We start from the raw sequence: 12,293 nt of genomic DNA on the forward strand, positions 1-12,293 counted from the left end.
CCCGCCTCGGTCATTGAACGGCGCGGGAATCTGCTTCGGTAGAGTCGACTGTTTGTCGACTGCTCTTGATCCGGCGATAGGACCGCTGATCGAAAGGCAGCCGACTAACAGTCGACTCTACCCAGTCGGTTCCACCCCCGCCGGTTCCATCCGATCGGTACGATCCGCCCGCATTTGCGCCCGCCGCCCATCCATGCAACCCGCCGGAGCGCCCCATGTCCCTGGCCGAATTCGCCCTCATCGACCGCATCCGCGCGCGCACCACCGAGCGCGACGACATCCCGCTCGGCATCGGTGATGACGCTGCGCTGCTGCAACCGCGTGCCAACGAGCAACTGGTAGTCACTGCCGATACGCTCAACGGCGGTGTGCATTTCCCCGGCGAAACGCCGGCCTTCGATATCGGCTGGAAGACGCTGGCGGTCAATCTCTCCGACCTTGCCGCGATGGGCGCGCGCCCGGCGTGGTGCACGTTGGCGTTGTCGTTGCCGGATACCTCCGAAGACTGGATCGAGGCCTTTGCCGACGGCTTCTTCGCCCTGGCCGACCAGCACGACATCGCGCTGATCGGTGGCGACACCACACGCGGTCCGCTGTCGTTGTCGGTGACCGCGATGGGCCAGGTGGGGCGCGGCCAGGCCCTGCGCCGCGACCGCGCACAGGTAGGCGATGACATCTGGGTGAGCGGTACGCTGGGCGATGCCGCCGGTGCGCTGCGCCTGTGGCAGCAGGGCGCGCTGAACGTGGCTGCGGCCACGTTGCTGCCTGACTACGAAACACTCCGCCTGCGCCTGCTGCGGCCGACGCCACGCGTTACCCTCGGCCTGCGCCTGCGCGCGTTCGCGCATGCGGCGGTGGATGTGTCCGATGGCCTGCTTGCCGACCTGGGCCACATCGCCGCACGCAGTGGTGTCGCCGCACAGGTGGACACCGACAGTCTGCCGATCTCACCAGAACTGCGCACCCTGCTGGGCCGCGAAGACGCACGCGACTGCGCCCTTCGCGGTGGTGACGACTACGAACTGTGCTTCACAGCAGCGGCCGACCAGCGCGACGCGTTGCTGTATCTGTCTGATTCATTGAACCTGCCATTGACCCGCATCGGTCGCATCACCGAAGGGCAGGGCGTGCAGGTGGATGGCGAACCCGCCAGCGGCGGTTACCAGCACTTCACGTAACCGCAACACCGCCCTGGTAGGTGCCAACCTTGGTTGGCACGAATGTGTCAGGCACCCACGCCAACACCGTGTCGACCAAGGTCGGCACCTGCCAAAGCGGTAACGTCACACGTGCGGCACGGGTGCACCGAAACGATTGCCGCCCGGCGTACCCGGCAGCAGCAGGAACACCAGCACCACCAGGCCCACGAACGGCACCAGCATCAGCAGGTACCACCAGCCCGAGCGATCGGTGTCATGCAGGCGGCGCACCGTCACCGCAATCAACGGCACGATCACCGCCAGCCAGAGCGCCACGCTCAGGCCGGTCGAGACCAGCGCCAGCGTGCTTGAGCCTGTGTAACCGGCGTAGAAGCTCAGAATGTACAGCGGGATCGATACGATCACGATGAACAACTGGAACCACCAGAATTCACTACGGCTGGCGCGTCCGTCGAACTGCGCATAGCGGGTCAGCGGAATCATCATTTTCAGCATGGGAACACTCCATAAAAGAAGAAGGCGGCGACTATCTCCGCTCAGGAGAAGGAAGGCCACCAGATACATTGCAATTGCCCGTAAAACGCTGCCGAAGTGCAGGCCGCCTGCACAGTTTCGTGGGTCGCCAGCGGGGTTGACCCTGGTACGAAGCGACAGTGGCCCGCTCAGTCACCTCACTGCACGACAGCAGCTTCCGCATCGCGCGCGGTGCCGTGGTCATCCAGCCACTGGAAACTCACTGCGGCAGGCAACGCGCTACCCGCCGGCAGCAGGAACTCGGCCTGTGCACCAGGCGCGATCATGTCCACTTCCACCGCATTCCCATCGGGCAGGGTCACGTTGCTCAGGGTCACGTGGTAGGCGCTCGGGTTGTGCACCTGCAGTGCACCGCCCTGCACACGCCATTGCAGCAGGGCGGCCGCATCGCGCGGTTGGCCAGGCAGGCCCGCCGGGCGGTGGAAGAGCTTCACCCGCGTGCGCACGGCAAACTGCAGCAGGTTGCGCGTGTTGGCATCACCCGGTTTTGGCGGAATGTCCAGCAGGTTGAAATAGAAGACCGTCTCGCGGTCGGCGGGCAACGCCGGCTCGCCGGGGCGTGGTGCGTAGGTGATGCGGAAGGCCTGGCCCTGATTCGGCTGCAACAGGCGCGGCTCGGCCGGAGTCAGGCGGAAAGGAGTGCGTATGTCTTCTGCGCGCGCGTTGCCGTCGCCGGTATCGATCCAGACCTGGGTCAGGGCCGGTTGGCTGCCGACATTGAGGGCGTTCACCGTGACATCGCGCGCCTTGCCGGCGTCATGGATGATGCGCGTGCCCTGCAGGGTCACCGCGGCCGACGCAGGCAGTGCCAGCGCGATGGCCAGTACTGCTGCAGCGGCATTGATGGAGCGGAGGAACATGATTCACCTTGGTGTAAATGGGCGTCCGGCGAGCGACGCCCTGGCGCCCGACTACCGGTAGAGCACGACGAAGTCGCCGGACGCGTTGGCGGTGCCCGCCTGAGCATCCTGGGCGGGTGAGGCATACCACGCGGTGTAGTCGAGCTGGCCACTACCGCCGGCGGCAATGGTCACCCACTCGACCGGGTTCTCGCCGATCTTCTGGTGGTTGCCGGCCGCATCGTACAAAGCAACGCCCACATTGCGCGCGGTTGACGCGGCAGTCAGGCCGAGATTGCCGGTACTGCCGTGAGGCGGTCCGCCGAAGCGCACGCTGACATCCTGGGCGGCACCGGAGCCGGTGCAGTCCAGCTCGATGGAGAAATTCTTCTGGCCCGCGCGGGTGTTTGCATTGACCGAGACAAGGTCGACCCGGCCCATCGGCACGGTAATGGTGCCGCCCGTCGAGTTGACGGCGCAGGTACTGGTGACCAGTTCACCGGTGATGTCCAGCGTCTCGGCAAAGGCGGCGGGCGCCGCGCAGAACAGCAGCGGAAGGATCAGCAGGCGGGGTGTCATGGAGTGGCTCCTGTAACGAATGGGGACGCAGTGTCTGGCCTCCTCGCGTGCGAGGGAATACAACAAGTTGCAGAGCGATCCATGCGCGGGCATGTATACAACTTGTTGCATGTCCGCTCGGCCACCGCTGGCCTAAAGTCACCACCCTGATACGTTGGGCAGGTGCGACATGCGTGCTTCGATTTTTCTCATCCGCAGACAGGTCGCAGCTACGGCGCTCTGCCTGATTGCGGGCAGTGTGCAGGCGGCATGCCTGCGCAACGGTAGCGCGGATGGGACACTGGATATGGCCCTCACCATGCCCAACATCGACCGCCCGGACACGCGTTTCGGGGGCAGCTTGAGTCAGGCGACCGAGGCGTTCAGCTGCACTGGCGGCATGGAAGAGCTGTTGATCCAGATGCCAGCATCCGGGCTGACCTATGTGCGCGACATCGTTTATGAGGGAAGGTCCTATCCCGCTTATCAGACCAGTCCGCGCAGTCCGCTGCTGATCCTCAACCACACCATTGGTGATCTGGCCGGCGACTACACACGTATGCCGTTGCGCGCGGGTGAGACCACCCGATCGCAGTTCGTGCCGTCGGCCGCCGGGCTGTATGTGTCGACCGTCAATGTCTATGTGTTTTTTCGCGGCGGTGCGATGGAGAGCATTCCTGCCGCGTCTCTTGGAACGCTTGAGGTGTGGTCGCAGAGTGATCCCGGCAACCACGTGCGGCATACCGTGTCGGTGCAGCTGACGGTGCCTGTGCTGACGTGCACGCTGTCGGCGGCCAGTCACACGCTGGACGACGTATCGGCCAACGCGCTGGCCAGCGCCGGAGACACCGCCAAGGAGTCGGCGTTCGGCGTTTCAATGAACTGCCCGAGCGCCAACGTCGATGTCGATCTGTCCGTGGCCGACGCCAACGCGGTGGGTGGCGCCGACGGCGTGCTGGCGCTGTCCGCTGGCAGTACGGCCGGCGGCGTGCAGATCCAGTTGCTGCAGGGCGGGGCGCCGGTGTCCTTCGGCAGTAGCTGGAACCATGGCTGGTCGCTCAAGGGGGTGCAGTCCCTGCCGTTCTCTGCGCGCTATCTGCGCGTGCCGTCTGCGCTGGTGCCGGGGACGGTCAAGGGCGAGGCCGTGCTGACGGCGACCTACCGATGAAGCCTTCGCTTGGCCTGCTCAGCGTGGCTGTGGCGCTGGCGCTGCCGACGCGTGCGCTGGCGGCTCCTGCAGCTGCGCTGGAGTTCAGCGAGGGCTTCCTGGTCGGTGGCAAGGCCATTGATTTGTCACGCTACACCCAGGGAAATCCGGTATCTGCCGGCGTCTATGCGGTCGATCTGTATCTCAACGACCGCCTGCTGGCCACGCGCGACATCACCTTCATGGCGCCCGACGACGCTGCTGCGGCCCAGCCGTGCCTGCCGGCCAGTGTGGTGGCAGGACTGGGCTTGAAGCCGGCCTACCTGAAGGCACTGCCTGCGGGCGGCGCCTGTGTGGACCTGCCGGCACTGGTGGAGGGTGCGACCGTGGGCTTCGACAGCGCTACGCTGCGGCTGTCGATCACCGTGCCGCAGGCTGCCCAGGCGGCGTCGGTGCGCGGTTACGTGGCACCGGAGCTGCGCGATCGAGGGATCAACGCAGCCTTTGTCGATTACAGCGCCAACCACTCCCGCAGCGCTGGTCGCGACAGCAGCTATCTGGGCGTGCGCGCCGGCGTGAATCTGGGTGACTGGCGGCTGCGCCATCGGGCCACCTTCAACCGTACCTCGCATATGGGCAGCCGCCATGACGTCGTCAGCAGCCATGCCCAACGTGATCTGCCTGCATGGAACAGCCAGCTGCTGCTGGGCCAGTCCAACACCGGTGGCGAACTGTTCGACAGCGTTGCTTTCACCGGTGTGCGGGTCGCCACTGACGAACGCATGCTGCCCGATGCGCTGCGCGGCTATGCACCCGTGGTCCGGGGCATCGCCGAAGGCAATGCAGTGGTGACCATCCGCCAGAACGGCGGGGTGATCCACGAAAGAAACGTGGCACCAGGGCCGTTCCAGATCGACGACCTGTACCCGACCAGCTTCGGCGGCGATCTGGAAGTGACGGTGCAGGAAGCCGACGGACGCAGCCAGCGTTTCACCGTCAACTTTTCCGCCGTGCCACAGGCCCTGCGTGCCGGCACGCATCGCTTCAGTGCCACGGCCGGTGCGCTGCGCGAGCAGGACGGCGTGTTCACGCCGCTGCGCTTTGCCCAAGGCACCTACGCACGCGGTATCAACAACCGGCTGACCCTGCTCGGCGGCAGCCAGCTTGCCGAGCGCTATACCGCGGTGCTGGCAGGCGCAGCCATCAACACCTCGTTCGGCGCCTTCGGCGCCGATATCACGCATGCGCGTGCGCGGCTCCCGGGTGCCGCTCTGGCCCGTGGCAACAGCTACCGGCTCAACTACCAGCGCTTCTTCGCGCCCAGTGGTACCCACGTCGGCCTGGCCGCCTACCGCTACAGCACCGAGGGTTTCCACACGCTGGCCGATACCGCACGCCTGCGCGACGATGCCTGGGCGCCGGTGGGGCGCGCCCGACATCGCTACCAGGTCAACCTGTCGCAGCGGGTGGGCGATCGCAGCAACCTGTACCTCAGCGGCGGCCATGTCGCCTACTGGGACCGCGGTGACCGCCAGAATGATCTCCAACTCGGTTTCCAGAGCAGTCTGGGGCCGGTGAACTACGGCATTTCGGCCCTGCGTTACCGGTTGGGCGACGGCCGCCTGGACACACGCTATGCACTCACCTTCAGCGTGCCGCTGGGCCAGCAGGCCAGGGCTCCACGGCTGAACAGCCAGCTGAGTCGCGCAGGCGCTGGGGACACCCAGCGCCAGGTGGGTGTGAGCGGAACGGCCGGCGAACGACAGGCACTCAACTACAGCCTGTCGTCCACTACCGCATCAGCCAGCCAGCGCAGCACCGATGTTTTCGCCAGCTACCGGGGCGGGCGCGGCACCGTCGAAATGGGATACAGCCAGTCCGGCAACCGGCACACCCAGTCGCTGGGACTTTCGGGCAGCATCGTGGCCCATGCCGGTGGTATGCAGCTGGGCCAGCCGGTCGGCGACGGCTTCGCCCTGGTGCAGGCCAAGGGCGCAGCCGATGCGCGCGTCGGCAGTGGTGGCGATGTGCGCATTGGCAGCAACGGCTACGCGGTGCTGCCGCATGTCAGCCCGTACCGTTGGAACCAGATCGACCTGGACCCTTCCGGCCTGCCGCTGGAGGTGGAGCTTCTGCAGACCTCGCAGCGTGTTGCGCCCACCGCAGGCAGCATCGTGCGGGTGGATTTCCAGGTGCGCCGTGAGCGCATGCTGTACATCGAAGCCACCGACGCGCTGGGCCAGCCGCTGCCGTTCGCCGCGCGGGTGGAAGACGCGCAGGGGCAGCAACGGGGTGCGGTAGGGCAGGGCAGCGTCATTGCCCTGCGCGGTGCTGAAACTGATGGCGTGCTGATCGTCGACCCGCAGGGGCCGCAGCGCTGCCGGCTGGCGTATCGGCGGCCGGACACACCCGATGCGTACGGGCTTTCATGGACGCAGGCCGTGTGTGCCCCTGCGCCAACACTGCCGGCACGCGTGCAGGTCCATGCCTCGATGCACTCCGGTACGCCCTGACACCTACCTCTTGACCAGGAATTCCAAATGACCCAGCCCCTGCTTTCGCTTCTGCTAGTGATGTTGCCCGTTGCGGCACTGGCCGATACGGCAACGTTGACCATCAGCGGGACCGTACTGCCGGGTACCTGCACCCTGACGGCGCCTGCCATCGATCTGGACCCGGTCAAGGCCGATGAGATGACGGTGGCCACACCCGCCAAGGTCAAGGCCGGAGTCTTGAGCTTTACCGGCTGTGTCGGGGTGGCGCGCGCGCGGCTGTCGTTCGATGGCGTTGCCGCGGACGGCGATCCCGACCGCTGGAAGAATACGGTCGGCGCCACGCCGGCAAGTGGTGTTTCCATCGCGCTGCTTTCCGGGACTACCGGCACCACCTATCTGAAGAACGGTGATACCGATACGGTCGTGGTAAGCGGCGCCACTGCCAGCTACGACCTGCGCGCGGGGTACTACATCGGATCGACCACGGGAATCAACGCGGGCAACATCTCCACCGACATCGTGGTGACCGCAGCGTACGATTGAGCGATGATGGTATTCGCGCAAGCCTTGGCTCCGCTACGTGCAGTAGAGAGGCGGCATGTAGCGTCGAGTCCACAGTCGGCTGTTGCCAAGAGCAGCCGAGCATGGGCTCGGCTCTACAGAGGCAAAGTGCGCAGAACGCGCCTGATCTGTTCTTGCTTGGGGGCGGGCTGCATGAAGCGGCCGAACATGGTTCGGCCGCGCACGCATCCTGCTTAGAAGTGGCGACCGAATGCGACGTTCACTTGGCTCGCAAGCACACGCTTGCCCGCCAAAGTCGCAGCCGACGTGCTCTTGCCGGTGGGACGCAGCACATTCCATTCGGTACGCACGAAGCTGCGTTCGCCCAGCCGCATGTTCGCGCCCAACCCATACTGCAGCGCCAGCGTGCCGGACGTGGCCTTGTGATCGAAATCGACGGTGCTGGCGGTCAGCGAGGTACGCATGGCACCCAGGCCAGCACGTCCAAAGACTTCAAAGCGATCACCGAGAGGCAGCACGCCCAGACCTGAAAGGGTCAATGCACGGCTGCTGCTGCGCACATGGGTATCACCGGCCTGGGTTGGCTTGCGGGCCTTGCTGCCACCGCCCTGCGCCTGCCCTGCCAGTTCAAGGGCGAAGTGGTCGTTGATGCGGTAGCCCGCGCCGGCCTGGAAGCCGAGCTTGCTGTTCTTCCAGCGGGTGTCCTTGTACTCGGGGGCCACCTTGCTGCTGGCCGGAATCGTCACCGAGTAAGCGCCAACACCGGCGAAACCGTAAACGCCCTCACGATCATTTGATTGGGCGCTGGCCAAGGCGGGCAGCAGGCAGGGAACGAGGGCCAGCAGGGAAAGCGATTTGCGCATGGAGTCATCTCCTGTGATGGGAGCAACCATGCTGCCCGGGGTGACAGACGGCTTCCTCAGTTCAACCTGGGTGGACCTGTGCGCACGGCCGACGCTGTGTGACCGTTCTTGACCGGCCGACCGATCACAAGGAATTCGATGTTTCCCTCGACAGCAGCCGTCCAGCATGGTGCCTCCTTTTGCAGGAGTTACCCTATGTTGTCGCCTCCTCCCAGACATCATGCTTTGGCCGTCGCGCTTGGACTGGCCCTGGCAGCTGCCGTGGCCCCGGCATCGGCCCAGCAGGTCATTGCCGATGGCGATGAGCAGACGCCCGCCGCCGGTGATTACACCACCACCGAACCCGTGGAGCCCGGCAACCCGGCCGGCCATGCGTTCTACGCAATCAATGGCGGCAGCATCGTTCCTGCCGGCCCGGTGACCTTGCGCACCCAAGGTCAAACGGCTGCTGGCGCTGCAGCGGACGGAGTGGGCAGCCGTATCTCACTTGCGGGCAGCACCATCGAAACCAGTGGTTTGGGTGGCAGCGGGTTGCTTGCCCGCAATGGGGCGCATGTTGAGATGAGCGGTGGCAGCATCGCTACCCGCGGTGCGACGGCCTCCGGCGTGGAGGTCATCGGCGGCAGTGCAACGCTGGACAATGTTTCCATTACGACGCACGGCGGTCTATCTCATGGTGTGTTTGTCACCGATGGCAGCGCGCAGGTGCGCAACAGCGTAATTACTACCCATGGCAGCAGTTCCAACGGCATCGAAACCCGCGGCAACGCATCTTTGCAGGTGGAGAACCTGCGCATCGAACACGGTGGCGGCGGCACTGGGGTGTTCATTTCCGGTACCACCGATGCGACGTTGCGCGGTGTACAGATCAATGGAAACGGCGCTGGCAGCAATGGCGTTTTGGTAGCGCGCGGCAGCACAGCGCTGCTCGAAAACGTGGATATCGACCTCAAACACGCGTTGTCCGGCACCGGCCTCAGCGTGGGTGGCAACGTCGAGATGCGCGGTGGCAGCCTTCATGCCCGCGGTGACAATGCGAGCATCGCCAATGTTGCCGACCAGGGTGTGCTGGTGCTGGACGGGGTTGAGGCCTCCGGCCACTTCGGCATCCGCACGTTGCAGGGTTCGGCACTGACCCTGCGCAATACCATGCTGTCCTCTGAGCGGGCGGGTATCGACATCAACCAATCCAACGCCGTCGTCCAGGTAGTCAATTCGTCCATCACCACTGGGCGCAATGAAGGGATCATCATTGGCGGCAACAGCCGGCTGCTGGTGGACCAGTCGGACATCACCACGCACGGCGCGAGCGCTGCGGCTATTTCCGCATTGAACGGCGAGGGCACCATCAAGCAGACGCGCCTGCGCACCACTGGTGACAACGGGCACGGCCTTTACGCCGATGGCAACAACGGGGCGGCCCCGCTGATGCGCTCGCACAGCGTGGATGTGCTGACCGAAGGCAACGGGGCAATCGGCGCGATCGCACGCCTGGGTGGCAGCAACGATCTGACTGACAGCCGCGTGCGCACCACCGGTGCCAGCGCCCACGGTGTGCTGTCCGGCGGCAGTGGCGCGATGGCGCTGCGTGACACCCATGTACGCACCGAGGGCGAAGGTGCTTGGGCGGCGGTCATCAATGACCGAGGCAGCCTGGACATCAAGGGCGGCTCACTGGTCAGCGCGCAGCATGGTGGCGTATGGGTGCGCAGCAGCCGCGATGCCGGTCTTGCGCTGGGTGGGGGGGCCATCGTTTCAGGCGGTAACGGCATCGGCCTTGCACTGGATGCAGCGGTGGCCGGGCGCTTCGATGTTTCGTTGCGGGACCGTGCACAGCTGCACGGCGATATCGTCATCACCCCTGATGATGTCGACGTTGGCCTGGTGCCTCAGTCGCAGGTCCACGCGCAGTTGTCCGGGGGATCGCTGTGGGTAGGCGCCTCCAGCCTGCTGCAGAGCGTGTCGCTGGAAGGCAGCAGCCTGTGGACGCTGACCGGTGACGCCCGCGTGCAGGGCAAGGTTGCGTTGATGGACAGTGGCATCGCCCTGTCCGATGGCAGCGGCCGCTTCAACGTCCTCACCATTGATGGCGATCTGCACAGCGAGCGCGGGTCGTTCCTGTTCCAGGGTGCGCTGGGGGATGATGGCAGTGCCATCGACCGTCTGCACGTGCGGGGGGATGCGACCGGCGACGCCAGCATCGCCGTGCAGAACATCGGTGGTCTGGGCGCGCCGACCCGCGACGGCATCCCGCTGATCCAGATCGATGGCGCGTCGCTGGCAACCTACCGCCTTGCCGGGCGTGCGGTGGGTGGCAGCTATGAGTACTTCCTGCACAAGGGCAGCGTTTCCCGCCCTGGCGACGGACAGTGGTACCTGCGCTCCGAACTGGGCGACCCGTGTGACCTGGACCCGACGGCGCCGGGCTGCGTGGTCGATCCGGGCCCAGGTCCGGGCCCAGGTCCCGGCCCGGACCCCACTCCTGGCCCTGACCCCGAGGACGGTGGCGAGGGTGAGGTGATCACGCCGCCGGCCGTGCTGCGGCCCGAGGCCGGCGCCTACCTGGCCAACCAGTCCGCGGCGTTGGGCATGTTCAGCCATCGCCTGCAGGATCGCGGTGCATTGTTGGCAACCGCGGGCACCCGCGCGGCGTGGGCACGCGTGGGCCACCACCAGGCCGATGCCCGCGCGGTGGAGGGGCAGCTGGCGATGCAGGGGGGCACCTCGCTGCTGCAGATCGGCGCGGACGTGTGGCGGGCCGGCAGGACCTCCTTTGGCGTGATGCTGGGCAGCGGTCGCGCCAGCACCACGGCGGTATCGCAGCTGACCGGGTACAGCGCCACGGGTCGGGTGCGGGGCACGGCGGCAGGGCTGTATGCAACGTGGCACCAGCAGGACGATGGCGCGCTGGGCGCCTACGCTGATCTGAGCGTCCAGCACGGCCGCTTCGACAACCGCGTCCAGGGCATCGGCCTGCCGATGGAAACCTATGCTGCCCGCAGCACGTCGGCATCGCTGGAAGCGGGCCATACCTTCACCGCATGGTCGGGTGCAGCCAGCAGGTTGTACGTGCAGCCGCAGGTGCAGGTGTCGCACAGCGATTACCGCATGGCGCGCCACGTTGAAGGCAACGGCACGGTGGTCGGCGGTGCCGATGCGGGTGGTCTGAGCGGACGGCTTGGCGTGCGTGTGTTCGGCCATGCTACGTCGGCAGGCAACAGGGTGCAGCCCTATGCCGGCGTGCATTGGCTGCGCGCCAGCACGACCGGCAGTCTGCAGTTCAATGGTCAGACGATGGCTGCGGATATACCGCGCGACCGCTATGAAGTACGGGCCGGTGCCGAGCTCAAGCTGGGCCACCGCTGGGGTGCGTGGGGTGGTCTGGGCGTGCAGCATGGCAGTGGTGGCTATCGCGAGGTGAATGGACAGGTGGGAATGCGCCTGGCCTGGTAAGGAACCAACGCTGGAGCCGGAGCTCATCGCCGTTGCGATGGGCTCCGGCTCCAACCGCTTTGCGCGCGGCCTCCAGTAGAGCCGAGCCCATGCTCGGCTGCTTCCACCGCGGTCGAGGCCGGGAGCAGCCGAGCGTGGGCTCGGCGCTACAAGAGCGGGATGGACGGTCGCGCCGAAGCATGCCCGGCGGCAATTGAAAGCACGTCAAAGCGGTAGCGCCGGGCCATGCCCGGCGGCAATCGAAGAGAGGGGCGGTCAGGCCGCGTGCACCTGCAACCCTACGTATTCGCACAGGCCACGGCAGGCCAGCAGCAGCGCCTCGCGCCCCCTGTCGCCCAGGTACTGGCTTTCCTCCCCGTCCACGCGCACGCGTTCGCTGGCCTGCAGCAGTTCCAGCAGGAAGGTCAGTCCGGCGTTTGCACGATCAATGCGCGACAACGCCCAACGCTGGCTCTGCGTGCGGCCCTGCGCCGGCAACGGCTGGCCGTCGGCCGCATCCACCGCGTGGATGTCCCGCAGCGCGCTGAGCAGAGTGAGGCCGCCGTTGGCGGAATCAGTCTGCAGGCTGGACAGCGTGGTTTCGAGTGTGCGGGCCAGTTCGTCGGGCAGCTGCTGGGCAGCTTCGCCCAAGGTGGCGAACAGAAAGGGGTAGTGATGGACACTCATGGCGGCCTCCTCATGCGTAGGGCGAAGAGTGCCACCCTGCTTGGCAGCGAGGGTGG

The 12,293-nt window shown here is 66.1% G+C and carries 10 protein-coding genes; 5 read left to right on the top strand and 5 right to left on the bottom strand.

The genetic code is table 11. The annotated features are described in order from the left end of the window. Positions 1-215 precede the first annotated feature (215 nt). Positions 216-1,178: a thiamine-phosphate kinase gene (gene thiL / locus AC1VXD_RS00495; RefSeq protein WP_482990358.1), complete on the top strand. Its 963-nt coding sequence runs from the start codon at positions 216-218 to the stop codon at positions 1,176-1,178. Between the two features lie 105 nt (positions 1,179-1,283). On the opposite strand, the gene AC1VXD_RS00500 is transcribed toward thiL, so the two are convergent. From AC1VXD_RS00500 to AC1VXD_RS00510, 3 genes are all read right to left on the bottom strand, one after another. Continuing rightward, positions 1,284-1,655 carry a DUF805 domain-containing protein gene (locus AC1VXD_RS00500; protein ID WP_482990359.1) on the bottom strand — a complete coding sequence of 124 codons (372 nt, stop codon included), beginning with the start codon at positions 1,653-1,655 and terminating at the stop codon, positions 1,284-1,286. 176 nt (positions 1,656-1,831) lie between these two features. Then, positions 1,832-2,554: a fimbrial biogenesis chaperone gene (locus AC1VXD_RS00505; protein WP_482990360.1), complete on the bottom strand. Its 723-nt coding sequence runs from the start codon at positions 2,552-2,554 to the stop codon at positions 1,832-1,834. Between the two features lie 51 nt (positions 2,555-2,605). Next, the gene (locus AC1VXD_RS00510) at positions 2,606-3,112 is read right to left on the bottom strand and encodes a fimbrial protein (protein WP_482990361.1); all 507 of its coding nucleotides are present in this window, start codon (positions 3,110-3,112) and stop codon (positions 2,606-2,608) included. Positions 3,113-3,281: 169 nt separating this feature from the next. Between AC1VXD_RS00510 and AC1VXD_RS00515 the strand changes: the two genes are divergently transcribed. Genes AC1VXD_RS00515 through AC1VXD_RS00525 form a run of 3 tightly spaced genes read left to right on the top strand, consistent with a single transcriptional unit; the run spans position 3,282 to position 7,276 of the window. Then, the gene (locus AC1VXD_RS00515; RefSeq protein ID WP_482990362.1) at positions 3,282-4,259 is read left to right on the top strand and encodes a fimbrial protein; all 978 of its coding nucleotides are present in this window, start codon (positions 3,282-3,284) and stop codon (positions 4,257-4,259) included. Then, the gene (locus AC1VXD_RS00520; RefSeq protein WP_482990363.1) at positions 4,256-6,751 is read left to right on the top strand and encodes a fimbria/pilus outer membrane usher protein; all 2,496 of its coding nucleotides are present in this window, start codon (positions 4,256-4,258) and stop codon (positions 6,749-6,751) included. The genes AC1VXD_RS00515 and AC1VXD_RS00520 overlap by 4 nt, the downstream gene beginning before the upstream one ends. A 27-nt stretch (positions 6,752-6,778) precedes the next feature. After that, positions 6,779-7,276, top strand: coding sequence for a fimbrial protein (locus tag AC1VXD_RS00525; protein ID WP_482990364.1), 498 nt, complete (start codon positions 6,779-6,781; stop codon positions 7,274-7,276). Positions 7,277-7,488: 212 nt separating this feature from the next. Here AC1VXD_RS00525 and AC1VXD_RS00530 read toward each other — a convergent pair whose 3' ends face one another. Then, complete coding sequence (locus tag AC1VXD_RS00530; RefSeq protein ID WP_482990365.1) at positions 7,489-8,118, bottom strand: porin family protein; 630 nt, start codon at positions 8,116-8,118, stop codon at positions 7,489-7,491. A gap of 195 nt (positions 8,119-8,313) precedes the next feature. Between AC1VXD_RS00530 and AC1VXD_RS00535 the strand changes: the two genes are divergently transcribed. After that, entirely contained in the window at positions 8,314-11,571 is a 3,258-nt protein-coding gene (locus tag AC1VXD_RS00535; RefSeq protein ID WP_482990366.1) for an autotransporter family protein, read from the top strand. 255 nt (positions 11,572-11,826) lie between these two features. Here the strand turns inward: AC1VXD_RS00535 and AC1VXD_RS00540 are convergent, their stop codons facing one another. After that, a complete protein-coding gene (locus tag AC1VXD_RS00540; RefSeq protein WP_482990367.1) occupies positions 11,827-12,237 on the bottom strand; it encodes a hypothetical protein in 411 nt (136 codons plus the stop codon). Positions 12,238-12,293: the final 56 nt, after the last annotated feature.

The organism is Stenotrophomonas sp. STEN054 (assembly GCF_056854535.1).

What these genes read in the sequence shown, in the direction of transcription:
- thiL (WP_482990358.1), top strand. Translation starts at nt 216, where the DNA reads ATGTCCCTGGCCGAATTCGCCCTCATCGACCGCATCCGCGCGCGCACC.
- AC1VXD_RS00500 (WP_482990359.1), bottom strand. Translation starts at nt 1,655, where the DNA reads ATGCTGAAAATGATGATTCCGCTGACCCGCTATGCGCAGTTCGACGGA.
- AC1VXD_RS00505 (WP_482990360.1), bottom strand. Translation starts at nt 2,554, where the DNA reads ATGTTCCTCCGCTCCATCAATGCCGCTGCAGCAGTACTGGCCATCGCG.
- AC1VXD_RS00510 (WP_482990361.1), bottom strand. Translation starts at nt 3,112, where the DNA reads ATGACACCCCGCCTGCTGATCCTTCCGCTGCTGTTCTGCGCGGCGCCC.
- AC1VXD_RS00515 (WP_482990362.1), top strand. Translation starts at nt 3,282, where the DNA reads ATGCGTGCTTCGATTTTTCTCATCCGCAGACAGGTCGCAGCTACGGCG.
- AC1VXD_RS00520 (WP_482990363.1), top strand. Translation starts at nt 4,256, where the DNA reads ATGAAGCCTTCGCTTGGCCTGCTCAGCGTGGCTGTGGCGCTGGCGCTG.
- AC1VXD_RS00525 (WP_482990364.1), top strand. Translation starts at nt 6,779, where the DNA reads ATGACCCAGCCCCTGCTTTCGCTTCTGCTAGTGATGTTGCCCGTTGCG.
- AC1VXD_RS00530 (WP_482990365.1), bottom strand. Translation starts at nt 8,118, where the DNA reads ATGCGCAAATCGCTTTCCCTGCTGGCCCTCGTTCCCTGCCTGCTGCCC.
- AC1VXD_RS00535 (WP_482990366.1), top strand. Translation starts at nt 8,314, where the DNA reads ATGTTGTCGCCTCCTCCCAGACATCATGCTTTGGCCGTCGCGCTTGGA.
- AC1VXD_RS00540 (WP_482990367.1), bottom strand. Translation starts at nt 12,237, where the DNA reads ATGAGTGTCCATCACTACCCCTTTCTGTTCGCCACCTTGGGCGAAGCT.